This window comes from Kitasatospora sp. NPDC101801 (assembly GCF_044766665.1).
Lineage (GTDB): Bacteria > Actinomycetota > Actinomycetes > Streptomycetales > Streptomycetaceae > Kitasatospora.
On sequence record NZ_JBIWML010000040.1, the window covers coordinates 32,920 to 57,803 of the forward strand.

General features: G+C 72.7%; 21 protein-coding genes and 1 tRNA gene. 5 read left to right on the forward strand and 17 right to left on the reverse strand.

Annotated elements, in window-relative coordinates; translation table 11 throughout:
• Positions 1-60 precede the first annotated feature (60 nt).
• The 4 genes from ACIRPK_RS30590 to ACIRPK_RS30605 form a co-directional block, all read right to left on the reverse strand.
• Positions 61-1,467, reverse strand: a complete 1,407-nt coding sequence (locus tag ACIRPK_RS30590; protein WP_403044467.1) for a penicillin-binding transpeptidase domain-containing protein — start codon at positions 1,465-1,467, stop codon at positions 61-63.
• Positions 1,468-1,580: 113 nt separating this feature from the next.
• On the reverse strand, positions 1,581-2,951 hold the full coding sequence (locus tag ACIRPK_RS30595; protein WP_403044386.1) for an FtsW/RodA/SpoVE family cell cycle protein: 1,371 nt from the start codon (positions 2,949-2,951) through the stop codon (positions 1,581-1,583).
• Positions 2,952-3,024: 73 nt separating this feature from the next.
• On the reverse strand, positions 3,025-3,534 hold the full coding sequence (locus tag ACIRPK_RS30600; protein WP_403044389.1) for a DUF1269 domain-containing protein: 510 nt from the start codon (positions 3,532-3,534) through the stop codon (positions 3,025-3,027).
• Positions 3,535-3,646: 112 nt separating this feature from the next.
• Positions 3,647-4,834: an FAD-dependent monooxygenase gene (locus ACIRPK_RS30605; RefSeq protein WP_403044391.1), complete on the reverse strand. Its 1,188-nt coding sequence runs from the start codon at positions 4,832-4,834 to the stop codon at positions 3,647-3,649.
• Positions 4,835-4,924: 90 nt separating this feature from the next.
• Here ACIRPK_RS30605 and ACIRPK_RS30610 point away from each other — a divergent pair, with 90 nt between their 5' ends.
• From ACIRPK_RS30610 to ACIRPK_RS30620, 3 genes are read left to right on the forward strand one after another with little or no spacing between them, the layout of a single operon-like run.
• Positions 4,925-5,644: a TetR/AcrR family transcriptional regulator C-terminal domain-containing protein gene (locus ACIRPK_RS30610; RefSeq protein ID WP_403044393.1), complete on the forward strand. Its 720-nt coding sequence runs from the start codon at positions 4,925-4,927 to the stop codon at positions 5,642-5,644.
• A gap of 37 nt (positions 5,645-5,681) precedes the next feature.
• Positions 5,682-6,995, forward strand: coding sequence for a VWA domain-containing protein (locus tag ACIRPK_RS30615; RefSeq protein WP_403044394.1), 1,314 nt, complete (start codon positions 5,682-5,684; stop codon positions 6,993-6,995).
• A gap of 2 nt (positions 6,996-6,997) precedes the next feature.
• Positions 6,998-7,870: a peptidase gene (locus tag ACIRPK_RS30620; protein ID WP_403044396.1), complete on the forward strand. Its 873-nt coding sequence runs from the start codon at positions 6,998-7,000 to the stop codon at positions 7,868-7,870.
• 577 nt (positions 7,871-8,447) lie between these two features.
• Here ACIRPK_RS30620 and ACIRPK_RS30625 read toward each other — a convergent pair.
• The 12 genes from ACIRPK_RS30625 to ACIRPK_RS30680 all read right to left on the reverse strand — a co-directional run bounded on the left by ACIRPK_RS30625 (position 8,448) and on the right by ACIRPK_RS30680 (position 19,508).
• Positions 8,448-9,398 (reverse strand): GNAT family N-acetyltransferase, encoded by a 951-nt coding sequence (locus ACIRPK_RS30625; RefSeq protein ID WP_403044399.1) that lies wholly within the window; start codon positions 9,396-9,398, stop codon positions 8,448-8,450.
• Positions 9,399-9,592: 194 nt separating this feature from the next.
• Positions 9,593-11,134, reverse strand: a complete 1,542-nt coding sequence (locus tag ACIRPK_RS30630; protein ID WP_403044401.1) for a M28 family peptidase — start codon at positions 11,132-11,134, stop codon at positions 9,593-9,595.
• A gap of 334 nt (positions 11,135-11,468) precedes the next feature.
• On the reverse strand, positions 11,469-12,530 hold the full coding sequence (locus ACIRPK_RS30635) for a CU044_5270 family protein (protein ID WP_403044404.1): 1,062 nt from the start codon (positions 12,528-12,530) through the stop codon (positions 11,469-11,471).
• Positions 12,527-13,156, reverse strand: coding sequence for an RNA polymerase sigma factor (locus ACIRPK_RS30640; protein ID WP_403044407.1), 630 nt, complete (start codon positions 13,154-13,156; stop codon positions 12,527-12,529). The genes ACIRPK_RS30635 and ACIRPK_RS30640 overlap by 4 nt, the downstream gene beginning before the upstream one ends.
• A 162-nt stretch (positions 13,157-13,318) precedes the next feature.
• Positions 13,319-13,395, reverse strand: a tRNA-Ala gene (locus tag ACIRPK_RS30645).
• 58 nt (positions 13,396-13,453) lie between these two features.
• Positions 13,454-14,485 (reverse strand): hypothetical protein, encoded by a 1,032-nt coding sequence (locus ACIRPK_RS30650; protein WP_403044409.1) that lies wholly within the window; start codon positions 14,483-14,485, stop codon positions 13,454-13,456.
• A gap of 150 nt (positions 14,486-14,635) precedes the next feature.
• Positions 14,636-15,217, reverse strand: a complete 582-nt coding sequence (locus tag ACIRPK_RS30655; RefSeq protein WP_403044410.1) for a GNAT family N-acetyltransferase — start codon at positions 15,215-15,217, stop codon at positions 14,636-14,638.
• 41 nt (positions 15,218-15,258) lie between these two features.
• Entirely contained in the window at positions 15,259-15,780 is a 522-nt protein-coding gene (locus ACIRPK_RS30660) for a molybdenum cofactor biosynthesis protein B (protein ID WP_403044412.1), read from the reverse strand.
• Positions 15,777-16,208 (reverse strand): cyclic pyranopterin monophosphate synthase MoaC, encoded by a 432-nt coding sequence (gene moaC / locus ACIRPK_RS30665; RefSeq protein WP_403044475.1) that lies wholly within the window; start codon positions 16,206-16,208, stop codon positions 15,777-15,779. Before moaC ends, ACIRPK_RS30660 begins: the two co-directional genes overlap by 4 nt.
• 107 nt (positions 16,209-16,315) lie before the next feature.
• Entirely contained in the window at positions 16,316-17,617 is a 1,302-nt protein-coding gene (glp, locus tag ACIRPK_RS30670) for a gephyrin-like molybdotransferase Glp (RefSeq protein ID WP_403044415.1), read from the reverse strand.
• A 20-nt stretch (positions 17,618-17,637) separates the two neighbouring features.
• Positions 17,638-18,555, reverse strand: coding sequence for a UTP--glucose-1-phosphate uridylyltransferase GalU (gene galU / locus ACIRPK_RS30675; protein ID WP_403044418.1), 918 nt, complete (start codon positions 18,553-18,555; stop codon positions 17,638-17,640).
• 74 nt (positions 18,556-18,629) lie between these two features.
• Complete coding sequence (locus ACIRPK_RS30680) at positions 18,630-19,508, reverse strand: GGDEF domain-containing protein (protein WP_403044421.1); 879 nt, start codon at positions 19,506-19,508, stop codon at positions 18,630-18,632.
• 100 nt (positions 19,509-19,608) lie between these two features.
• Between ACIRPK_RS30680 and ACIRPK_RS30685 the strand changes: the two genes are divergently transcribed.
• On the forward strand, positions 19,609-20,187 hold the full coding sequence (locus ACIRPK_RS30685) for a 5-formyltetrahydrofolate cyclo-ligase (protein WP_403044424.1): 579 nt from the start codon (positions 19,609-19,611) through the stop codon (positions 20,185-20,187).
• Positions 20,188-20,216: 29 nt separating this feature from the next.
• On the opposite strand, the gene ACIRPK_RS30690 is transcribed toward ACIRPK_RS30685, so the two are convergent.
• Entirely contained in the window at positions 20,217-22,937 is a 2,721-nt protein-coding gene (locus ACIRPK_RS30690; protein WP_403044426.1) for a penicillin acylase family protein, read from the reverse strand.
• 273 nt (positions 22,938-23,210) lie between these two features.
• Between ACIRPK_RS30690 and ACIRPK_RS30695 the strand changes: the two genes are divergently transcribed.
• Positions 23,211-24,695, forward strand: a complete 1,485-nt coding sequence (locus ACIRPK_RS30695; protein WP_403044429.1) for a potassium/proton antiporter — start codon at positions 23,211-23,213, stop codon at positions 24,693-24,695.
• The last annotated feature ends 189 nt before the right edge of the window (positions 24,696-24,884 follow it).

A 24,884-nucleotide genomic window follows, 5' to 3' on the forward strand; every position in this document is an offset into this window, starting at 1 on the left:
TCCCGCCACATCCCTTGTCACAGTGCGGCTGCAGTCCCATGAGATTCCGCCCAGGCTCCGTCAGTTCCCGTTCAGGACGGCCTGCATGACGGCCTTGGCGATCGGGGCGGCCAGCCCGCCGCCGGTGACGTCGGTGGCGTTGCTGTCCGCGATGACCACCGCGACGGCCACCGGGGGGACCTGGTTCGAGCCGCTCGGCTTGGCCCAGGAGATGAACCAGGCGTACGGGATGCCGGAGTTGTCGATGCCCTGCTGGGCGGTGCCGGTCTTGCCGCCGACGGTGGCACCGGGGATCCGGGCGCTCCGGCCGGTGCCGGTCTCCACCACGTCGGTCATCAGCTTCTGCACCTGACCGGCCACGGCGGGGCTCATCGCCTGCCGGTAGTCGGCGGGCTGCATCACCTGGACCGAACTGCCGTCGCTCTTGGTCAGCTTGTCCACAAGCTGTGGATACCGCACGGTGCCGTTGTTGGCGACGCCCGCCGCGACCATCGCCATCACCAGCGGGGTGGCCGCGGTGTCGAACTGGCCGATCGAGGAGAGCGCGACCTGCGAGGCGTTCATCTCGGTGTCGAAGTTGGACCGGGCGGCCCGGACGGGCGTGTCCAGTTTCGCGTCGTTGAAGCCGAAGTTCTGCGCCATCGCGACCATCTTCGGCAGGCCGACCTGGGTGCCGAGGTACCCCATCACGCTGTTGCAGGACCGGACCATCGCCTCGTCCAGCGACTGGCCGGGGGTGTCGCAGGCGCTGGTGTCGTTCACCAGCGCGGTGGTGGTGCCCGGCATCACGAACGGGTACGGCGCGCCGGTCGGGGCGTCGATGTCGGTGACCACGCCGTTGGCCAGCGCGGCGGCGGCGGTGACCACCTTGAACGTCGAGCCGGGCGGGTAGATCTGACGGAGCGCCCGGTTCAGCATCGGCTGGTTCTTGTCGGCCTGCAGCTTGTTCCAGGCGTCCTGGTCGGCGGTCGACGAGCCCGCGAAGCTGCCCGGGTCGTAGCTCGGGGTGGAGGCCAGCGCGAGGATCCGGCCGGTGGCGGGTTCGATCGCGGCGACCGCGCCGGTCTGCCGGCCCAGGCCGTTCACCGCCGCCTGCTGGGCGGCCCGGTTCAGGGTGGTGTACACGTCGCCGCCCGGGTTCTGCTTGCGGGCGATCTCGTCCCAGATCGCCCAGCCGGCCAGCCGGGGGTCGGTGCCGGAGAGCAGGTCGTCCTGGACGCCCTCGAGCTGGGTGTTCCCGTAGGTCTGCGAGGAGTAGCCGGTGACCGCGGCCCAGGCCGGGCCGTCGGTGTAGGTGCGCTTGTAGGCGTACCGCCCGCCGGTCGGGGCGGAGCCGGTGACCGGGTCGGCCCCGACCAGGATGTTGCCGCGCGGCTGGGCGTAGCGCTGGACGGTCTCCCGCTGGTTGGCCGGGTTGTCGTCCAGCGACTTGGCCCGGAACACCTGGACGTAGGTGGCCTGGCCCATCAGCGCGAGCACCAGGACCAGGCAGAAGGTGCCGGCCCGGCGGCCGGTGGTGGAGATCCCGGGCAGCCCCTGCGGGCCGCCGGTGGAACGGGCCTCGGACCTTCGTCGCGACGTCACGGCTGCTCCACCAGGTCGGCTGCGGGCTCGGGGGCGGGTCGGCGGGCCTGGTCGCTCATCCGGACCAGCAGCGCCACGATGATCCAGTTGGTCACCACCGAGGAGCCGCCCTGGGCGATGAAGGGCAGCGTCATCCCGGTCAGCGGGATCAGGTCGAGCACGCCGCCGGCCACCACGAACAGCTGGATGCCGACGATCGCCGCCAGGCCGATCGCCAGCAGCCGGCCGAACGGGTCCCGGAGCGCGATCCCGGTCCGGAAGCCCCGCGAGATCAGCAGCGCGTAGAGCAGGAACAGCGCGATCAGCCCGACCAGGCCGAGCTCCTCGCCGATGGTGGCCAGGATGAAGTCGGACTTGGCGGCGAAGCCGATCAGGATCGAGTGCCCGAGCCCCAGCCCGGTGCCGAGCACCCCGCCCCAGGCGAACGAGAACAGCGACTGGGCGATCTGGTTGGCCCCCTGGCCGGCCGCGATCGAACCCAGCGGGTCCAGCCAGTCGGTCACCCGGCTGTGCACGTGCGGGGAGAGCCAGCCGACCGCGACCGCGCCGACCGCCGCCAGGAACAGGCCGATCGCGATCCAGCCGCTGCGCGCGGTGGCCACGTAGAGCATCACCACGAACAGGCCGAAGAACAGCAGCGAGGTGCCGAGGTCGGTCTCCAGCACCAGCACCCCGACGAAGGCGGCCCAGATCAGCAGCACCGGGCCGAGGTCCCGGCCGCGCGGGAACTGGAACTTCCACACCTTCTTGCCGGTCAGCGCCAGCGCGTCCCGGTGCACGGCCAGGTAGGCGGCGAAGAAGACCGCCAGCAGGATCTTGGCGAACTCGCCCGGCTGGAACGAGATCGGGCCGATCACGATCCAGATCCGGGAGCCGTAGACCGGCGGGAAGAAGATCGGCAGGATCAGCAGCACCAGGGCCGCCAGCGCGCCGAGGTAGGCGTACCGCTGGAGGATCCGGTGGTCGCGCAGCAGCACCACCACGCCGATGAACAGCGCCACCCCGAGGGTGGACCAGAGCAGCTGGGTGGGCGCCGCCTCGCTCTTCGGGGTGGCCCGGTCCAGCCGGTAGATGACGACCAGTCCGATCCCGTTCAGCAGGATCGCGATCGGCAGCAGCAGCGGGTCCGCGTACGGGGCCTTCCAGCGGATCACCCCGTGCGCGAGCAGCGCGAGCACGCCGAGCGCCGCACCGTACCCGGCGGCGCCGGACGGGACCTCGCCGTCGATGTTCACACCGACCTCGATGTACCCGAAGACGGCGATCAGCACCGACCCGAGCACCAGGGCCAGTTCGGTGTTGCGACGGCTCTTGACCAGGCGTCGGCCCGGCGCACCGGCTCTGGCTACGGCGGAGGGAGAGGCCACGGGCGTCCTGTCGGGGGTAGCACGGCGGGGGCGGACGGGCCGTCAGGTCCCGTCCACCCCCAGCTGGTCGCGGTCAGACGCCGGCGGGTGCCTGGCCGCGGGCGGCCTCGACGGTGGCGCGCAGCTCGGCCTCCGCCTCGGCGCTCAGCGAGGTCTGGATGATCTGGCCGCCGTACTGGGCGACGGCCGGGATGACCTTGTCGGCGGTGGCCTTGCGGACCAGCAGGAAGACGGCGGCGCTGCCCGGGGTCAGGTGCTCGCCGACCTGGCGCATGAAGTTGTCGTCCACCCCGACGTCGGTGGAGGCGCCGACGGCGGCACCGGTCGCCCCGCCGACGGCCGCGCCGAGGAACGGCATGAAGAACAGCAGGCCGATCACGCCACCCCAGAGCGCACCGGAGGCGGCCCCGGCACCGGTGGTGGAGACGGCCTGGTGCAGCTTGATCTTGCCGTCCTGGCGGCGCTCGACGACGACCGCGTCCTCGAGGTCGATCAGCTTCTGCTTCTGCAGTCCGACCACGGTGCTCCGGACCTGCTCGGCGGTGGCGAGGTCGGGGTAGGCGATCGCGAACAGGTTGCTCACGGGGTGGGTCCTTCCAACTCGACGGGCACGGCTTCACAGGCACCCTAACGAGAATTAGCCATATTTATTACCGTTGATGCCGGTGTGTCCGATATTCACCCGGCCATCGAGCTCATCCGGCCAGTGCGGCGAGCTCGGCCGGGTAGTCCGGCAGCTCGACGCTGCTGACCTTGCGGCCCTCGTCCAGCATCCGGTTCAGCACCGCGGGCCGGTTCAGCAGCGCGTCCCGCAGCCGGCCGCCGATCCGGCCGGGGGCGAGGAACCTGCCGGTCCGGTCGCCGCCCTTCTGGCAGCCCTGCGCGTACTCCCGCAGCCGGCCCTCGTACGCGGCGAACGCCGCCCGGTGGTCCCCGGCCGCCCGGGCCAGCTCACCAGCCAGCACGTACGCGGCCACCACGCCGGTGCCGGTGCCCATGCCGCCGATGGTCGCGCCGCAGGCGGCGTCGCCGACCAGGGCGGTCCGGCCCCGGGACCAGGTCGGCACGTCGGCCCGGCTGATCGAGTCGAAGTACAGCTCGGACGTCCCGTGGAGCGACTCCAGCATGCCGGGCACCTCCCAGCCGATCCCGGCGAAGTGCTCGGCGATCAGCGCCTTCTGGGCCGTCAGGTCGTGCCGGTCGTAGGTCAGTTCCGGGGCGGCGAAGACCACGAAGGCGTCCGCCAGCCCCGGGTCGCGGTGACCGCCGCCGAGCTGGGCCAGCCGGCCGGGGGTGTTGCAGCCGACCGTCTCGCGGCCGAGGCCGAGGTGGTTGGGCAGCTTCCAGGTCGCCGCGTAGTAGCCGAGGTGGGTGACGAAGTCCCGCTCGGGGCCGAAGGCGATCCGGCGGACGTTCGAGTGCAGGCCGTCGGCGCCGATCACCAGGTCGAACTCGCGCGGCGCGCCGTGCCGGAAGGTGGCCCGCACCCCGTCGGCGGTCTCGGTCAGACCGGTCACCGAGTCGCCGAAGACGTACTCGGTGTACGGCAGGCTCGCCTCGTACAGCGTCCGGGACAGGTCGCCGCGCAGCACCTCGATGTCGCCGCCGGTGAACTCGGCGGGCAGCCGCAGCCGCCGGCGCCCGTCCGGGTCGACGAAGGTGGTGGTCCGGCCGCCGGTCTGCAGCCCGCGCAGCGTGTCCAGCACGCCCATCCGCTCCAGCACCGTCAGGTGGGTCGCGCCACGGAAGTCGACCGCCTGGCCGCCCTCCCGCAGGGCCGGGGCCAGCTCGACCACGGTGGGGTGGAAGCCGTACCGGCCGAGCCAGTGGGCCAGCGCCGGACCGGCGATGCTCGCACCCGAGATGAGGACGTTCTTGCCCATGGGAGACCCCCGTCAGAAACTGTGTCCGTCGGACACTTTCGATACTGTGTACAGTAGACGCAGTTTTGCCGCCGACGCAAGGGAGCCGCCGTGCACCAGGAACCGGACCCGGCCGCCCGGCTGCTCTGGGGGCCGCCACCGAAGGCGGGCCGTGGCCCGAAGGCCGCGCTGAGCCTGGACCGGATCGCCCGGGCGGGGATCGAGATCGCCGACGCGGAGGGGCTGGGCGCGCTCTCCATGCAGCGGGTCGCCGGGCTGCTCGACTACACCAAGATGGCGCTCTACCGGTACGTCCCCGGCAAGGCCGAGCTGGTCGCCCTGATGGTCGACGCCGCGATCGGCGCGGCCCCGCCGGTCGACGGCACCGGCTGGCGCGAGCCGCTCGCCGACTGGTCCAGGCGGCTGGCCGCCGTCTTCCGGCGGCACCCCTGGCTGCTGGACGCCACCGTCGGCCCCCGGTTGGTCGGGCCGGCCGAACTCAGCTGGATGGAACGGGCCGTGGCCGCCCTGGCCGGCACCGCCCTGACCGGCCCGGAGCGCCTCGACGTGGTCGCCGTGCTGGCCGGCCACGTCCGGGCGATCGCCCAGCAGTCCCGCGCGGCCGGCCCCGAGGGCAGCCCCGAGCAGCAACTGCTGCTCACCCTCGGCTCCCTGATCGCCACTCACCGGGACCGCTACCCGGCCACCGCCGCCGCGATGGCCGACAGCGGGTCGGGCGGACAGGACCAGGCGCTGGAGTTCGGACTGCGATGCTTCCTGGACGGGCTCGGCGTGCTCATCGGCGGACGCGGTCCGGGAGTTCGGCCGTAACGACCGGCGTTGGTGATCCGAACTGATGATCCATAAGATGCGGGCCGTGACCACACGACGACGACGACTGCCGGCCCGCCCACTCGGGCTACTGGCCGCCCTGGCGATATCCGCCGGGGCCCTCCTGCACGGGATCCCCGCGTACGCCGACGAGACCGCCGCCGGGGCGGCGGCCGCCGAACCGCCCCGGGTCGACCTGGTGCTGGACGTGAGCGGCTCGATGCGGGCCGCCGACATCCAGGGCAAGAGCCGGATGGCGGTGGCCCAGCAGTCGCTGAACGAGGTGATCGACGCGCTGCCGGCCGAGACCTGGTTCGGCATCCGCACCCTCGGCGCGACGTACCCGGGCAACGACAAGACCGAGGGCTGCAAGGACACCAAGCAGCTCTTCCCGGTCGGAAAGACCGACAAGACCGAGGCCAAGACCGCCGTGGCCACCCTGCGGCCGACCGGCTGGACCCCGATCGGCCTGGCCCTGCGCGGCGCCGCCCAGGACCTGGGCACCGGGCCGACCACCCGGCGGATCGTGCTGATCACCGACGGGGAGGACTCCTGCGCCCCGCCGGACCCGTGCGAGGTGGCCCGTGAACTGGCCGCCCTCGGCACCCACCTGGTGGTCGACACCCTCGGGCTGGCGCACGACGACAAGACCCGGCAGCAGCTGCTGTGCATCGCCAATGCCACCGGCGGCACCTTCACCGACGTCCAGACCCAGCAGCAACTGACCGAGAAGGTCAAGCAGTTGGTCAACCGGGCGGGCAGCACCAACCGGGTCGCGCCTGCCAAGGCGACCGGTACCGAGAAGTGCGAGACCGCTCCCGTGCTGACCCCCGGGGTCTACAGCGACCGGGAGAAGTTCGCCGAGCACCGGGTCTACCGGGTGAACGTCCGGCCCGGCCAGGAGCTGCGGGCCTCGGTCAGCATCTCGCTCGACCGGGCGCTGGCCCGGGACTACGGCGTCCTGCTCAAGGCCACCGACCCGAGCGGCCAGGAACTGGTCCGGGGCACCGACGCGGGCAGCGGCCGGACCGACGTGGCCTCCACCGGCGTCCGCTGGTCCTCGGCCCGCACCGCGTCCCCCTCCGCCTCCGCCGGCCCGAGGCCGGAGGACACGGTCTGCCTGGTGGTCAGCAACTCCTTCGCCCCGGCCCCCGGCGTGGCCGCCGAACCGGGCCTGCCGCTGGAACTGACCCTCGACGTGGCCGCCGCCTCCCCCGCCCCCGACGGCTGGTCCGCCGGACTCGGCCGGGGCTGGGTGCTGCTGCTGGTGCTCACCCTGGCCGGCCTGCTGACCGGGCTGGTCTTCGGCTGGCTGGCACGCTGGCGAATCGCTGTCTGGCGGGAGAACTGACCATGCGTACCACTGCACTGCGAGCCGTCCTGCTCGCCGCCGCCGGGCTGCCGCTGCTGATCGCGGCCTCGCCCTCGCCCTCTCCCTCCGCTTCGGGGGCTGCTTCGGGGGCTGCTTCGGGGGCCGCCAAGCCGGTGACCGACGCGGGCACCAGCTTCCTCACCGCGGTCGCCCTCGGCACCGGCCAGGCCGCCGACGTGGCGGCCTCCACCGGTGACTACCTGTACTGGGCCTTCGGCGCCGCCGAGGGCCAGACCACCACCGTGGACGTGACCGTCACGCTGCCGCCGAGCGCCGACCGGCACGGGCCGCAGAGCTGGTCGGTCGAGCTCTTCGACGGTCTGCGCCGCCGGCAGTCCTGCACGGCGGGACCGCAGGACGCCACCGCCGAGACCGCCGCCGGCACCTTGGCGCTACGCTGCACCCTGCGGCAGATCCGCTCCTGGGCCGAGCCCTGGTCGGGCGACCCGCTGCCGGGCACCTACTACGTCCGGCTGACGGCCGGTCAGGTGCCGCAGAACGACCTCGGTCTGGCGGCCCAGGTCCAGCTGCGGCTGAGCAGCAAGGGCGGGGCGGGCGACGCCCAGCCCGAGGGCGGTGAGCTGCGGGCACCGCGGGTGCCGCCGGTCAACGCCGGGTCCCCCGCAGCTGCGGCGGCGGCCGCCCCGACCGCGAGCACGGCGCCGTCCGACCGTGCGGTGGCCCCCGAGGAGGAGGAGACCCACTGGTACTCCGCCCCCTTCCAAGGCCGCAACACCCGCTGGTTCTGGACCGTCGGCGGCGGCATCCTGGCCTCCCTGGCCGGCGTCCTCGGCTACCGCCTGACCCGCCACCCCCGACGCCCCCCATCCACCCCCACCCCGAGCCAGCCCTGACCCCCGGAGCTGCGCTGTAGGCAGGCGCTCAACGGTCAACTACCCAGGGGCTCGGGGGCTGCACTGTAAGCAGGCTGCTCAGCCGTCAACTACCCAAGGGCTCAAGGGCTGCACTGTAGGTGGGCGCTCAGCCGTCAACTACCCAGGGGGTCAAGGGCTGCACTGTAGGCAGGCTGCTCAGCCGTCAACTACCCAGGGGCCTCCGGGCTGTGCTCTGGGCAGGCGCTCAACGGTCAACTACCCAGGGGCTCGGGGGCTGCGCTGTAGGCAGGCGCTCAGCCGTCAACTACCCAGGGCTCCAGGGCTGCACTGTAGGCAGGCGCTCAACGGTCCACTACCCAGGGGCTCGGGGAACTGCGAGGAGATCTGGCGCTCGGGTCACTGCGAAAGTGCCTGACCACCCACGCAACGGTCACCTTGAACGAGGCCGGCGTCGCAGTTCCCCGAGCCCCCTGCTGGCTGAGCCCGGAGCGCAGCTGACCCAAGCCCCCTGCTGGCTGAGCCCGGAGCGCAGCTGACCCGAACCCCCTGCTGGCTGAGACCGGAGCGCAGCTGACCCGAACCCCTGACCCCTCCGTTACTGCGTCAGCACCAGCCGTACCCCGAAGTTGCGGTATCCCGCGCGGTCGAAGCAGGCCGCCATCGGGCGGTTGTCCAGATCCGTGTCGGCGCCGATCCGCGTCGCGCCCCGACCCGCGTGGAAGCGGGTGATCGCGCCGAGCAGCTCGTCCGCGTACCCCCGCCCGCGCATCCCCGGCAGCACGCCGAGGTACCCGACCACCGGGCCGCCCTGGTTGGCCGAGGGGAGCGCGAAGCCGGCCGGCGCGCCCTCGGGTGTGTACGCCAGCAGCCACCAGGAGCGTTCGCCTGGCATCTGCAGGTAGCAGTCCAGCGTCTCCCTGGCCTGGCCGTCCGCGCCGAGCCGGGCGAGGTCGCGCCGGGTGTCGTCGTCCAGGCTGCCTTCGGCGACCTGCCGGAACATCTCGACGAAGACCTCGTCGTCCGGTTCGGTCCGGAACACCAGCCGGCCGCTCGGTTCGGGCACCGGCAGTTCGGGGGTCCACTCGTAGCGCAGGCGCTCCAGCCGGCCGGTCAGGCCGCTCCGGGCGGCTGCGGCGCTGCGCCACTCCAGGGCGGCCGTGACCGCCGGGTCGTCCCGCCAACCGGCGGCCAGGAAGAGGTGCCACTCAGGGAGTTCGTCCCAGCCGGCCGCCCGGAAGGCGTCGTGGGCGGCGCCGAGCAGCCGGGCCGCGAGCCCGACCCGGTCGGGGACGTCGGGGGCCACCCAGACGCAGTCCAACGCCAGTGGCCGGTCGCTGGTCGGGAAGGCCCACCAGACGGCGCGGGCGAGCAGCCGCCCGTCGGTGTCCTGGGCGATCCAGGTGTGGGCGGGGCGGTAGCCGCCGTTGCCGAGCAGGCTGCGGTAGCGCTCGGGGTCGGCCCAGCTGACCGGTTCGCCGGTGTGGCAGGAGAGCACCAGGTCGAGGTCGGCCTCGACGGTGGGACGGAAGGTGACACGGGAAGACACGCTGCCTCCGAGGACAGTCGGGAGGCGCTTCCGTGCGGTGGGGCCCTAGCGAGCCGGGCGGGAAGGAAGCGCCGGGAGGATGTGGGTGTACATCGCAGGGCCTCCTTCCTCCGCCCGAGGCGGACCTGGCGCCGGGTGCGCCATCGTGCGGGACACTACCCGGCGCCGGATCCGACGGTCCAGCGGTTAATCCGCTACTCCGCGACCTCGTGGTCGTCGTGCAGCCCGCCGCCCGCCGAGCCGCCGGAGGTGTGCTCCGGGGTGACCGGCCGGGACAGCGAGGAGAGGTCCCAGGCGTAGGTGCCGACCGCGTTGGCGATCACGTCGATGTTCAGGTCGAAGGCCCGGTGGTCGAAGTTGGCCAGCGTGTCGCAGGCCTGGTGGTAGCACTTGTCGAAGGCCACCCCCGCCGTGCCGCCGTACTTCGCCGCCTGGGCCTCGGACTTGATGCCCTCGGCCCCGGTGGCGGAGCCCCCGGCCGGGATGCCCGCCGCGATGAACGGGCCGTAGTCCGAGCGGCCGGTGAAGTCGGCGCCCTCGTGCGGCTTCCGCCGCCCGTCCAGGTAGCCGTTGAGCAGCCGCTCGATCTGTGCCGAGCCCTCCGGGCCAGGGCCGGAGCCGACCCGGTCGGAGTCGTCGCCGTCGTAGACGAACTGGGCCGAGTTCGGCGAGGCGATCATGTCGAAGTTCAGGTACAGCTTGATCTTCTTCTGCTCGGCCGCCGGGAGCGCCGCGACGTACGTCTTCGAGCCGACCAGCCCGAACTCCTCCGCCGACCACCAGGCGAACCTGACCTTGTTCGCCACCGGACGGGCCGACAGGCTGCGGGCCACCTCCAGGATGCCCGCCGAACCCGAGCCGTTGTCGTTGATGCCGGGGCCGGCCAGCACCGAGTCCAGGTGGGCGCCGACCATCACGGTGTTGTTCTCGTCCCCGCCCCGGGTCTCGGCCAGCACGTTCCAGGTCTTCCGGGTCTCCACCCGGGTCCTGATGTCCAGGTCGAGGGTGACCGGTCCGGCCGCCGCCCTGGCCGCCAGCGCCAGCCCGTCCGCCTGGGACAGGCCGCCGGTCGGCACCTTGGCCACCACCGGGTCGCCGAGGGTCCCCGCCAGCGGGCCGTCCGTGTTGTTGTAGATCAGCACGCCGACTGCACCGGCCGCCGCGGCTGCGGTCTGCTTGACCGCGAAGCCGCACCCGCCGCGCACGATCAGCGCGATCCGCCCGGTCACCGCCCCCGCCGGGTAGTCGGTCGCCGCGCAGCCGGGGGTGGCGCCACCGGGCACCACCGCGAGCTGGGCCACCAGCCCACCGGCCGGGCCGCTGGCCGAGTAGGTCATCGCGGCCACCGCGACCTGCTCGGCCTGCGGCGAGACCACCGCCAGCCGCTCGGCCAGGGTCTCGTGGAAGACGTAGTCGAACTCCTGCCGGGAGACCTTCAACCCGGCCTCCCTGGCCTTGGCCGCCACGTACTCGGCCGACTGGGCGTGTCCCTCCGAACCGGCCACCCGGGTACCGCCGTTCCGGTCGGCGATCCGCTGCAGCCGCTCCAGCGTGCTCCAGGCGTCCTTCCCCCGGCTCTGCTCGACCAGCTCGGCCGCCAACCGGGCGCCTCTCCCGGCCGGGTCAGGTCCGTGGCCGTGCGCGGCCGCCCCGGCGGCACCGGCCAACACCAACGGCGTGGTCAACGCGGCCACCGCCAGCGCGGCGCCGGCGCAACGACGGGTACGAGAGCTCAAGGCGATTCCTCCGACAGTCCGTCAACATCCAATGAGGAGTGTGGAGAGACCGTAGCGGGAGTTCGCCCGGTGCACATCAAAAAACCCGAACCAGTGCCGGGCAATCCGACGTGCCAGGGCACCGCCACCCGCACCGACCCCCGCACAGCCTCGGGCTCAGGCCGCGTGGGGTCGGTGCCCCGCTCCGGCGGGTCCGGGTGCTGCCAGGCCGGCCACCCTGTCCGCCGGACTGCTCCGGATGAGCGAACCGGTGCGGTGGCACTACGAGTTGGCCACCCTCGTCGCCGTCGCCCTGCTGGTCCACCAGTGATCCCGGGGACGGCCCCGGGCGGGGTCAGGCCTGTGCGGTGCCGGGGCGGATGGCGGGGGTGTCGGCGGCGGCGCGCTTGAGGACGGCGGTGTTGGCGATGACGGTGCCGGGCTTGATGCCTTCGGCTTCGGTGACCTGGACCCGGCGTTCGCCGAGGAGAGCGTACGAGGTGCGGTCGAAGATGATCTCGTCGCGGGTGCCGCCGGTGGTGTCGGTGCGGGCGATGGCGATGCCGGTGCGTCCGGCGGCGTCGGTGGCGCTGTCGAGGAGGACGACGCCGGGGATGCGGGCCGCGGCCTGGTAGAGGGCGGCGGCGAGCTTGCCGGGCACGGCCTGTTCGCGGATCAGGTCGCCGATGGTGACGAAGGCTTCCTGGTCGGGTCCGTGGCCGGCCCCCTTGGTCTCGGCGTAGATCTTCCGCAGCAGTTCCTGCGGGTCGGTGGGCAGGGTGCGCAGGTAGTCGTAGGAGGGCGCGTTGAGGTGGGCGCCGATGTCCGTGCCGAGGGCCTTGCCGCCTTCGGGGGTCTTGCCCTCCTCGGTGAGCCAGCCGGTCCGGCCGTCCGCCGAGTGCCACACCTGCCGCTGGTGGGGCTTGTCGACCCAGACCTTCGAGGTGCCGGCGCTGAAGTCGACGGCGCCCGCGAGATAGGAGACGGTGCTTTCGATGTAGACGTACTGCCCCGGCCGCAGGACGAGGTCGGGAGTGGCCTGCGCGGCCTGGGCGAGCCGGTCCGCCGCGCCGGCCAGACCGGTGACGGAGCCGGCCGGGACGGCGACGACGGGAGCCGCGACGCGCCCGCTGAGGGCGGGGGCCGCGTCCTGCCGGTCGGGGGTGAGGACCGCCACGGTGGTGGCGAGGGCGAAGGCGGCCAGGGTTGCGGGCACCGCGATCAGCAGCCGGCGCCGGCTCCTGGCCGGGGGCCGGACCGGGGCTGCGGCTCGGGGGGTGCGGGTGATCTCGCTCATCAGGAACTCCTCGATCTGGCGTTGCCGGACGGACGGGACGGACGGTGCCCCAACCGGCGGCAGCAGGTGCCTCAGCTCCGCGTCGTCGAACGGCTGCCGCCGCTGCGGGTTGCTGGTCATCTGTTCCACTCCTTGTCCGACCGGACCGGAACCATCCGGCCACCCTGTACTTGTCCAGTGGTCCGCCGGGGTTCCCGGCGGGTTTTCGAGGTCTTGCGCAGTTCCTTGTCGGCCAGGGCGCGCAGCCGGGTGCGGGCCCGGGAGAGTCTGGAGCGGACGGTGCCGACCGGGATGCCGAGCGCCTCGGCGGCCTCGGGGTAGCTGAGGCCGGCCCACACGCACAGCGCGAACACCTCGCGTTCGGTCCGGCGGAGTTTCTCCAGCGCGGCTTTGGCGGCGGTGAGTTGGTCGTGGTCGGCGAGGCGGCCGACCAGTTCGTCGGCGAAGTCCGGGGCGGGGTCGGGGAGCGGCATGCGGGCGAGGGCGGCCGTGTGCCGCCGGGCGGCCCGGGCCCGGTTGCGCAGCACGTTGACGGTGATGCCCATCAACCAGGGCCGGGGCGTGCTCCCTTCGTCGCGCAGCTTGTCCCGCAGCCGCCACGCCTCCAGGAAGACCACCGCCATGACGTCCTCGGCCCCGGCGCGGTCCCCGCTCACCCGGACCGCGTGCGCCAGGACCGCCCGCGAGTGCTCCTGGAACAACTGCCGGAAGGCATCCGGATCCCCGGCCCTGATCCGTTCGTGCATCGAAAAGTCCACACCCCTGGTTGTCCGGCCACCACCCGGCAGTTCCGGTGACCCGCATCACAGTCCAGGGTGACCAACTGGTCGCCCGCTCCGGGCCGGTTGGCGACGGCGCCCCGACAACACAAAGGTCCCGCCCGATCTTCCGATCGGACGGGACCTTGTTGGTGGAGCTGAGGGGATTCGAACCCCTGACCCCCTCGATGCGAACGAGGTGCGCTACCGGACTGCGCCACAGCCCCAACGAGAAGAAACTCTAGCACCTCTTCGCGGGAGCTCGTGACCACCCCTCACCTGGCGCTACTCGTTCGCGGCACGCGGGCGGGAGGGGTAGTCCTCCTCGGCCCCGGGGGTCGGTTCGGCGTACTGGTCGAAGAGCTGGGTGTTGCGGGACTCGGTGCCGCGGCCGGCGTCCCAGGTGGAGCGGGGGTCGAGGCCGCGGGTGGAGCGGGGGGCCACCGGGGCGGTGACGTAGGTGGGGAGGGGGACCGGGACGGGCTCCCAGGAGTCGGGGCCGGCCGCGGCGCGCTCGCGCATGCCGTCGACCCACTCCTCGTGGTCGGTCGCCTCGACCAGGGCGGACTCGGTGGTGGCCAGCCGCAGGTGCGGCCGCCCCTCGGCGGGGGCGGCGACGGGCGCGGGGGCCGGGGCCGAGGGGGCGCCGGACGTCCGGGCGGCCTGCTGACGCTCCGTCGGCTGGGGACGCTCCGCCGGCCTGGGCCGGTCGGCCTGGCGGGGCGCGGCGGCCCGGGTGCGTTCGCGGTCGCGCAGCCGCTCCGCATCCCGGGCGGCCCGGGTGCGGTCGAGCTTGACCTCGTACCGCTGGCGCTCCAGCCGGCGCAGGTGGCCGATGTAGAGGGTGAGCAGCAGGCCGGGCAGCGCGGGCACCCAGAGGAAGGCCACGCCGAACACCGCCGCGGCCACCGCACCGGCGGCGAAGGCCAGGAAGAGCGTGGTGACCATCCGGCGCCGGCGGGCCAGCAGCCGGGCCCGGCGCTCGACCGAACCCCGCGCGGCCGCCGCCAAGGCGGAGGGCGGGGCGGGGAGGGCGTGGGTGGCCGGTTCGGGGCCCGGCTCGGCCGGGGCCGCGCTTCGGGGGTCGGCCTCCGCCTCCGGGGCGGAGTCCGACTCAGGACTGGTCTCGTCGTCGCCAGATACCCGGGCCGCCCGCCGCTCCATGGCCGACCGTCCGGCCAGCAGGCGGATCGCGGTACTGAAGCGTTCCGTCGGACGCGCCTCGTTGAGCTCGTCCTGCCTGCGGAGCCACATCGGCACCAGATAGGCAGCCCAGGCCCCTACGATGACCGCGTAGATAAGGCCGCTACTGCGCATGTTTCACACGGTACGGGCGCGGGGGAAGGCCCGGCAGCAATTTGGCGCGGCGTGTCGTGTGATCAAGCTGATTCTCCGACTATTTTGCCGGTATTTGTGACCACTCGGCCGGGCGGCGATGCCATATCGATATCTATTTCGAACATTTATTCAATTACCGTCCCGGCCCTGCGACCTGACCGACCGCCAGCGGGCCAGCATGCCCTCCGGCACCTCCTCGGCGGTCAGCGCGTACACCAGGTGGTCCCGCCAGTCGCCGTCGATGTGCAGATAACGCGGCCGCATTCCCTCCTCGCGGAAGCCGAGCTTTTCGGCCACCCGCCGGCTCGGCCAGTTCTCCGGCCGAATGCAGACCTCCAGCCGGTGCAGGCCGAGCGTGCCGAAGCAGTGGTCCACCGCGAGGGCGACGGCGGTCGGCATGATGCCCCGCCCGGCCACCGACTCGTCCACCCAGTACCCGATGTTGGCCGAGCACATCGAGCCCCAGGTCATCCCGCCGACCGTCAGCTGTCCGACCAGGCGGCCCCGGTGCAGCACCACGAACGGCACCATCCGGCCCGCCGCCGCCTCGTGCCGGAGGTAGCGGGCCATCTGCCGGAAGGTCGGCCGGGGTACTCCGGCCCGGCCGGAACCGGCGGGCGGGACGGTGGCCTCCCAGCGGCGCAGCCAGTCCCGGTTGCGCTGGCTGACCTCCTGCCAGGAGCGTTGGTCGCGGACCCGGATCGGGCGCAACGCGACGTCCCCGTCCAGGAGTTCGACCTGCCAGGAGGCGTTCAGGACGCACCCCCATGGTCGGTCCCGGCGGGCCCGCCCGAGCCGGCGGGCCGCGGGTGGTCGCCGCCGCCGAGCTGGTCCACCGCGTGCGGCAGCAGCGGGGCCAGCACCGCCAGCCCGTCCCTGACCCCGCCGGTGGAGCCCGGCAGGTTGACGATCAGGGTCCGGCCGGCCAGCCCGGCCAGGCCCCGGGACAGCGCCGAGGTGGGCACCTTCTCCCGGCCGTACGCCCGGATCGCCTCGGCGATGCCGGGGATCTGACGGTCGATCACCCGGGCGGTCATCTCCGGGGTGAGGTCCATCGGCGAGATGCCGGTGCCGCCGGTGGTGACCACCGCGTCGTACCCGGCGGCCACCGCGGCCCGCAGGGCGGCCTCCACCGGCTCGCCGTCCGGGACCACCTGCGGCCCGTCCACGGCGAAGCCCATCGCCCGCAGGCCCTCGGCGACCAGCGGGCCGCCCCGGTCCTCGTACACCCCGGCCGAGGCCCGGTTGGAGACGGTGACGGCGAGCGCCCTCATGACGAGGCCGTCCAGTCGCCGCTCTTGCCGCCGGTCTTGCTGAGCACCCGGACGTGTTCGATGGTGGCGCCCTTGTCGACGGCCTTGACCATGTCGATCACGGTGAGCCCGGCCACCGCGACGGCGGTCAGCGCCTCCATCTCGACGCCGGTCCGGTCGGCGGTCCGCACGGTGGCGGTGATCTCCACCGCGTCGTCGGCCACCGTGAGCTCGACGGTGACGCCGGAGATCGCGATCGGGTGGCAGAGCGGGATCAGCTCCGGGGTCTTCTTGGCCCCCATGATCCCGGCGATCCGGGCCACCGCGAGGGCGTCGCCCTTGGGGACGCCCTCGCCGCGCAGCAGCTCGATCACCCGGGGGGCCACCCGGACCCGGCCGGCGGCGACGGCCGTCCGGACGGTGGTGGCCTTCTCGGAGACGTCGACCATCCGGGCGGCGCCGGTCTCGTCGACGTGGGTGAGACGCGGTGTTTCGGACAAGGGGACTCCACGGTGGCACGGGTCAAGTACCGCGCTACCGTACAACCCCGCCCCGGTCAGCCCGTGAGAAGGACCACATCGACGGTGCGTCCGGCCGCCACCGAGGTCTCCTCCTCGGGCACCACGATCAGGCAGTTGGCCCGGGCCAGCGCGCCGACCAGGTGTGAGCCCTCGCCGCCGACCGGCGCCACCTCGCCGTCCGCGTACCAGCCGCGCAGGTACTGGCGCCGCCCGGCCGGCGAGCGCAGCTCGCCGGTGCAGACCGCCCGGACCACCGGCCGGTGGACGTCGGGGGCGCCCATCATGGTGCGGATCACCGGCCGGACGAACAGCTCGAAGGAGATGTACGAGCTGACCGGGTTGCCCGGCAGGGCGAGCAGCGGGGTGCCCTGGATCCGGCCGAAGCCCTGCGGCTTGCCGGGCTGCATCCGCAGCCGCCGGAAGTCGACCTCGCCGTACTCGGCGAAGACCTCCTTGACCACGTCGTACGCGCCGACGCTGACCCCGCCGCTGGTGACGATCAGGTCGGCCCGGCCGAGCTGGTCCTCCAGCACCGCGCGGAGCACCGCCGCGTCGTCCGGCACGCCGCCGACCCGGTAGGCGATCGCCCCGGCGTCCTGGGCGGCGGCGGTGAGGGTGAAGCTGTTGGAGTCGGAGATCTGGCCGGGGCCCACCGGCTCGCCGGGCTGCACCAGCTCGCTGCCGGTGGAGAGCACCACCACCCGGGGACGGGGGCGGACCCGGACGGTGGCCCGGCCGATCGCGGCCAGCAGGCCGAGCTGGGTGGGGCCGAGCAGCGCGCCCGCCTCCAGCACCCGCTCCCCCGCCGACAGGTCGCTGCCCCGGCGGCGGATGTGCGCGCCCTCGGCGACCGGGCGGAGCACCCGGACCTCCTCGGCGCCGCCCGCGGGCGCGGCGGTCATCGCGTCGGCGGCCTCACCGGTGCCGGTGCCGCCGTCGGTCCACTCGACCGGGGCGACCGCCTCGGCGCCGGGCGGCATCGGCGCACCGGTCATGATCCGGGCGGCCTGCCCGGGGCCCACCTTGGGGAGTTCGGCCGCACCGGCCGCGATCTCGCCGACCACGGTGAGCACCGAGGGGTACGGCCCGGTGGCCCCGGTGGTGTCGGCGGTGCGGACCGCGTAGCCGTCCATCGAGCTGTTGTCGAAAGGCGGCAGGTCGACCTCGGAGTCGACGTCCTCGGCCAGCCGGCAGCCCTGGGCGTCGAGCAGCTGGAGCTCGATCGCCGGGAGCGGGACGACATCTGACAGGACGTCCGCCAGATGCTCGTCCACGCTCCACATGCGCGGCGGCGCCGGGGTCTCTTCGCAGCAGGAATCCGAAGTCGTCCCGGTCATCGCCCACACTCGCCTTCTGGTCAGCTCTGCATCTCCGTGGCGACGAACTCCTTGAGCCAGGAGCGGAAGTCCGGGCCCAGGTCATCACGTTCGCACGCCAGACGGACGATAGCGCGAAGGTAGTCCGCGCGGTCGCCGGTGTCGTACCGGCGGCCCTTGAAGAGCACGCCGTGCACCGGGCCGCCGCCGGTCTCGTCCCGGGTCGCCAACTCGCGCAGCGCGTCGGTCAGCTGGATCTCGCCGCCCCGGCCGGGCGGGGTGTCGCGCAGCACGTCGAAGACGGCCGGGTCGAGGATGTAACGGCCGATCACCGCGTAGTTGGACGGGGCTTCGGCGGTGTCCGGCTTCTCCACCAGGTCGGTGACCCGGAACACGTCCTCGCCGAAGCCGTTCGGCTTGACCGCGGCGCAGCCGTACAGGTGGATCTGCTCCGGCTCGACCTCCATCAGCGCCACCACCGAGCCGCCGAGCTCCTGCTGGACCTCGATCATCCGGGACAGCAGCGGGTCGCGCGGGTCGATCAGGTCGTCACCGAGCAGGACCGCGAACGGCTGGCCCGCGACGTGCTGTTCGGCGACCGAGACCGCGTGGCCGAGGCCCTTCGGGTCGCCCTGCCGGACGTAGTGCATGTTGGCCAGCTGCACCGACTCCTGGACCCGGCGGAGCTTGTCCTTGTCACCCTTACGAGCGAGCAGCTCCTCCAGCTCGTAGGCCCGGTCGAAGTGGTCCTCGAGAGCGCGCTTGTTGCGGCCGGTGACCATCAGTATGTCGGAGAGGCCGGCCGCGGAGGCCTCCTCGACGACGTACTGGATCGCGGGCTTGTCGACGACCGGCAGCATCTCCTTCGGGGTGGCCTTGGTCGCGGGGAGGAACCGGGTCCCCAACCCGGCGGCAGGCACCACGGCCTTGGTGACAGGGAGGCGAGTCTTCGTCGTCATGCTTCAGACCTTACTGAGGCGGGGTTCCACCGGGCTGAGGGCAGGGTTAACCAGCGATGAAACCGAACAGCTGATCAGGGGCCCGTGTCGTGTCCAGCAGCCACGGCGGCCGTCGAGTGGGCGGTCCCGGCGGAGGTGAGGGAGACCTCTTCGGCACCGGGCGACAGATTACCGGGCTTTTCCACCGCCTCCGCCACGGCCACCGCCGGACCGTCCTCGGACGCCCCGGGGCCGGTCAACTCGGCCGCCCCACGCCAGCAGTCACCGCCCCCGGCGCGCGCCGCACCGAGCGCGCGGTCGGCGGCGCGCAGCAACAGGGCGGCATGCGCACCGTCCTCCGGCAGCACGGCGATCCCGACCGACGCGGTCAGGCCGTTCCGCCCGGACACCCGGCCGGGTTCGGTCCCGGCCGGGGACCAGTCGAGCAGTTGGTGTCTGCGGACCGTCCAGCAGAGCCGCTCGGCCACCTGCACCGCGCCGTCCAGGCCGGTGTCGGGCAGCACCACCAGGAACTCCTCGCCGCCGTACCGGCCCAGGGTGTCCGAGCGCCGGATCTCCACGCTCAGCCGCTGCGCGAGGTCGCGCAGTATCGCGTTGCCCCGGGCCCGGCCGTGCTCGGCGACCACCGCCTCGAAGCCCGCGATCTCCACCATCAGCAGCGCCAACGGCCGTGGCACGGCGCCCGGGTCGACCCGGCGGGCCCGCTCCACCTCGCGGTCCAGGGTGAGCTGGAGGTGCCGGTAGTTCCACACCCCGGTGAGCGGGTCGCAGGAGGCGGTGCGCTGGAGCACGTCCCGCTCGGCGGTCAGCTCGTCGACCCTGAGCCGGAGCGCGGCCTCCCGGGTCTCGGCGTCGGTGGCGCGTCGGCGCAGCCGAACACCCGTCAGGACGACGGCGCCCAGCGCCGGGGCGCTCAGCACGGCCAGCGCCTGGACCAGGAACGGGGTGGACATCCGGTGCCTTCCGCATGTCAGGCTCTGTGCACCGGGCAGCCGCCGCTCGCCGCGGAGTGCGGGCGGGCCACCCGGCCGGAGCGGGACCAAGGAGTATCCAGTGCACAACGACAAAGCCGGTCTGAGGTCACGCCTCCTCGCGGAACGGCGTGAACTGTCCCCCGAACGGCGGGAGCACGCGGCCGCCCGGCTGGCCACGCACGCCGGGTCGCTCGCGCGGGCGGGCCAGACCGTGGCGGCGTACGTCTCGGTCGGCGCCGAGCCCGGCACCCGGCCGCTGCTGGACGCCCTGCGGGCGGACGGGGTCCGGGTGCTGCTGCCCGTCCTGCTGCCCGACAACGACCTGGACTGGGCCGAGTACCGGGGCCCGGAGTCGCTCGCCCCGGCCGCCCGCGGGCTGCTGGAGCCGACCGGCCCCCGGCTCGGCCCGGACGCGGTCTGCGAGGCCGCCCTGGTCCTGCTGCCCGGCCTCGCGGTGGACCGCCTGGGCATCCGGCTGGGCCGCGGCGGCGGCTCCTACGACCGGGTGCTGGCCCGGCTGACCCGTCGTCGGGCCGAGCCGCTGCTGGCCACCCTGCTGTACGACACCGAACTGCTGGACACCGTGCCGGCCGAGCCGCACGACCTGCCGGTGCACGCCGCGGTCACCCCGTCCGGCGTGCACCGGCTGAGCCGCTGAGCCGCCCGACGTGACCCGGAGGAGAGGCGCTACCCGCTGGTGAGCACCAGCTTGTGCTTGGTGGCCTGCTCGACCGCCTCCGCCGACCAGGCCCAGGGCAGCAGGTCGCCCTTCAGCCAGAGCGCGGTCTGGTCGTTGTAGTTGTCATGGAAGGCGTGCCCGGAGGCGCCGCCCACGTTGATCCAGTGCGAGGCGTCGAAGTTGCTCAGGTCGACCACCATCCGCATCGAGGGCACCCAGTCCACCTGGTAGCCGGCCGCCGCGTTCCAGCCCGCCGCGTTGACCGCCGCGGTGCCGCCGGAGAGCTGGTACGGACCCCGGTTCAGCAGCCGGTGCACCAGCCCGGAGGCGATCGAGGAGTCGTCCTTGCCGAGGGTCTGCTCGGTGAGCGTCAAGGTGTGCAGCCGGCCCCAGGTCCAGGTCGAGATGTCCTTGGTGAGCTTGGCGGTCAGCTCCTGCCGGGCGTTCTTGAGCGACTCGGCGAGCAGCTTCCCCAGACCCTTCTGGGTCTGGTGGTTGGCGTCCTTGTACTCCCACCAGGGGCTGTCCGGCTGGTCGAGCAGGGTGCGCACCACCTCGGTCCAGCGGTCCCCGCCGTCCGGCTGGGCCTGCCCCGGGTCGCGGGTGCCGCAGACGGTGACCGGCGGCGCCGGGTTGAGGTCGTCGTCCGGCAGCGTGGAGTCGCGCTTCTGACGGACCAGCAGGCAGTCGCCCTCGACCCGCAGCCCGGCCGGGAACTTCTGCCCGAAGGCGAGCGTGAGCAGCTGGCGCCAGACCGCGTTGTAGTAGGCGGCGGCGGCCGAGTCGGCGTCCTGGTGGAAGTTCCAGTCCTTCAGCAGGTCCTGGGCCTCCCGCACGTACGGGTCGTCGATCCGGACCTTGAGCAGCAGCGGCACCAGGGTCTTGGCCATCACGCTGGTGTTGTCCAGCTGCATGACCCGCATGTCGTCGGGGGAGATCTTGCCGCCGTTCTTCAGGCGGTCGGTGATCTGGTCGGTGATCTCCTTGGCCCGGGTGCCGTACTCCCAGTCCTTGGTCAGCAGGAAGCCGTACTTCTGGTCCACCACGGCCTGGTTGGCGGTGACGATGTACCCGGCCGAGGGGTTGAAGCTGTACGGCAGCGACTTGAACGGGATCGGCTCGGCCTTCCAGCCGTACGAGGAGTCCCAGCCCGGCGCGGGGTAGCGGCCGTCGCCCTTGGTGCGCTGCGGGATCATGCCGGGGGCCTGGTAGCCGATGTTGTTCTTGGTGTCGGCGTAGATCAGGTTCTGCGCGGGGACCGCGAAGTCGGCTGCGGCGGCCCGGAAGGCGTCCCAGTCGGCGGCCCGGTCCAGCTTGAAGACCGCGTCCATGGTCTTCCCGGGGATCAGCGCCGTCCACTGCAGGGCGACGCCGTAACCGGCCGCCCGGTCCGGGGCGTTGTCGGCGGGGGCGTACTTGCCGACGTTCTGCTGCTCGGTGCTCTTGTCGGAGATCAGCGGGCCCCGGTCGGTGGTGCGCACCACGATGGTGCGGTCCTCACCGCCGGCCACCTTGATGGTCTCCTTGCGGGTCTCGAAGTTCTTCTGCCGGCCGTCCACCAGGTAGGTCTCCGGGCTGGTGACCTTCTCCAGGTAGAGGTCGGTCACGTCGGCGCCCAGGTTGGTGAAGCCCCAGGAGATGTTCTGGTTGTGGCCGATCACCACGCCCGGCATCCCGGCGAAGGTGTAGCCCGCGGTGTCGAACTGGCAGGCCGGGCCGACGCTGCGGCAGTGCAGGCCCATCTGGTACCAGACCGACGGGATCGACGGGCCGAGGTGCGGGTCGTTGGCCATCAGCGGCTTGCCGGTGGTGGTGAACTGCCCGCCGACCACCCAGGAGTTGGAGCCGATGCCCTGACCGGGACGGCCCAGCAGCTGCGGCAGCGTGGCCATCCGGTCCGCGACGTCCTTGAGCAGCGCCTCGCTGCCGGCCCGGCTCTGGGTGGTGGCCGCCCCGGTGCTCGGTGCGGCGGTCCCGTCGGCCGGCTGGTAGGCGCCGTCGGCGCCGACCTTGCCGGTCTTCACGATGGTGCCGTTGCGGTCGTACGGGTAGGCCGGGTAGAGCTGGTCGATCTTCTCCGGGCTGAAGTCCTGGGCCAGCAGCGAGCGGTCGATCTCCTCCTGCATGTTGCCGGAGAGGTTCCAGGCCATCGCCTTGAGCCAGGAGACCGAGTCCACCGGGTCCCACTGCTCCGGCTTGTAGTCGCCGTTCACCGCGCCGAGCAGGGAGTACTCGATCGAGGCCGAGCTGCCGCCGGGGTGCTCGGCCAGCCAGGCGTTCACGCCCTCGCTGTACGCCTTCAGGTACTTCTTGGTGTCGTCGGAGAGCTTGCTGTCGTACTCCTCCTGGGCCACCCGGCGCCAGCCCATGGTGCGCAGGAACGAGTCGGTCTCGACCTGGCCGGAGCCGAACATCTCGGACAGCCGACCGGCGGTGACGTGCCGTCGGACGTCCATCTCCCAGAACCGGTCCTGCGCCTGGACGTACCCCTGGGCCCGGAACAGGTCCTCGGAGCTGTCGGCGTAGAGCTGCGGGATCCCGTTGCCGTCCCGCTTCACGTCCGCCGGCGCGGTCATCCCGGCCACCTTGACGCTGCCCTCGACCACCGGGAAGGAGGACCGGACGGTCTGCACGGCGAAGAACCCGGCGCCCGCCGTACCCGCGATCAACACCACGACCAGCACGAGCACGAACAGACGAGCGCGCCGGAACCTCTTCGAGCGGGGCATCTGGTTGAGTCCTTGGCTGGGAGACGGGCGGCCGTGACAGACCACCACATTAGGGCGCACCGGCCGAGGGGGCCGCACCCGGGGGCGCCCACGTCGGGTCAGGTGGACCCTACCGGGCCAAGCTGAGCGGAAGCTGGTCGGCCGGATGTAAAAGAACAGGTAAAATGTTAGACTCGGTAACGATTCCGGCCGACGGACCGTCAGGTCCCCGGGTGGACGCTGCCTTCAGACGCCCCATCAGCCCGCCCCCTCACTCTCCCGAGGTGCCACTGCGTGACTGTCGACGACCTGAACCGCTTTCTGCTCGAAGCCGCCGTGGTCCTGCTGGTCGCGGTGGTCGCGGTGCGCATCTCGACCCGCTCCGGCCTCCCCAGCCTGCTGATCTACCTCGGCATCGGCGTCGCCCTGGGCCAGAACGGTCTCGGCATCGAGTTCGACAACGCCGCGCTGACCCAGGTGCTGGGCTACACCGCGCTGGTGGTGATCCTCACCGAGGGTGGCCTGAAGACCAGTTGGCGGTCCATCAAACCCGTGATGCCGGCCGCCACCGCGCTGGCCACGGTGGGCGTCGCGGTCAGCGTCGCGGTCACCGCGGCCGGGGCGCACTACCTGGCCGACTTCGACTGGCGCACCTCGCTGCTGCTCGGCGCGATCGTCTCCTCCACCGACGCGGCGGCGGTCTTCTCGGTGCTGCGCACCGTCCCGCTGCCGTCCCGGCTGACCGGCCTGCTGGAGGCCGAGTCCGGCTTCAACGACGCCCCCGTGGTGATCCTGGTGCTGGCCTTCGCCACCAGCGGACCGCTGGACTCCTGGTACGTGCTGGTCGGCACGATCATCGCCGAGCTGGCGATCGGTGCGGCGGTCGGCCTGGCGGTCGGCAAGCTCGGCGCGTACGCCGTCCGGCACATGGCGCTGCCCTCCTCCGGCCTGTACCCGATCGCGGTGATGTCGCTGGCGGTCGGCGCGTACGCGGGCGGCGCGCTGCTGCACGGCTCCGGCTTCCTCGCGGTCTACGTCGCCTCGCTGGTGCTCGGCAACTCCAAGCTCCCGCACGGCCCGGCGGTGCGCGGCTTCGCGGACGGGCTGGCCTGGATCGGGCAGATCGGCATGTTCGTGGTGCTCGGCCTGCTCTGCACGCCCGCCAGCATGGGCAGCGCGATCGTCCCCGCCCTGGTGATCGGCGCCGTGCTGGTCTTCCTCGCCCGGCCCGCCTCGGTGCTGCTGTCGATGACGCCGTTCCGGCTGCCCTGGCGCGAGCAGGCCCTGCTCAGCTGGGCCGGGCTGCGCGGTGCGGTGCCCATCGTGCTGGCCACCATCCCGCTGGTCGCGCAGGCGCCGCTGGCCCGCGAGGTGTTCAACATCGTCTTCATCCTGGTGGTGGTGTTCACCCTGCTCCAGGGCCCCACCCTGCCGCTGGTCGCCAAGTGGCTGCGGATCTCCGAGGGCTCGCTCGGCCACGACCTCGGGATCGAGTCCGCCCCGCTGGAGCGCCTGCACGGCCAGCTGCTCTCGGTCTCGCTGTCGGCCGACTCCCGGATGGCGGGCGTCGAGGTCAGCGAGCTCCGGCTGCCGGCCGGCGCCGCCGTCACCCTGGTGGTGCGCGACGGCAGCAGCTTCGTCCCCGACCGCACCACCGTGCTCCGGCCGCTGGACGAGCTGCTGGTGGTCACCACCGAGGAGGTCAGCGAGGCGGCCGAGCGCCGGCTGCGCGCGGTCGACCAGGGCGGAAAGCTGGCGGGATGGCTGCGCGGGCGGTAGTCCGTGTGTTTTGCGCGACGTTCACCTTCGGTTCGCTGGGCGAGTCGCCCGTTCGACCCGTAGGATGACGGACAAAGCTCTGGTATCAACTGACACATCCGCAACATCTGCCTGAAGCAGAGTTGGCGCGACCGCTCGGCGGCCGCGGTCCGCAGCAGTTCCTGCCCCCTGGCCCCGCTTCCGAGACGG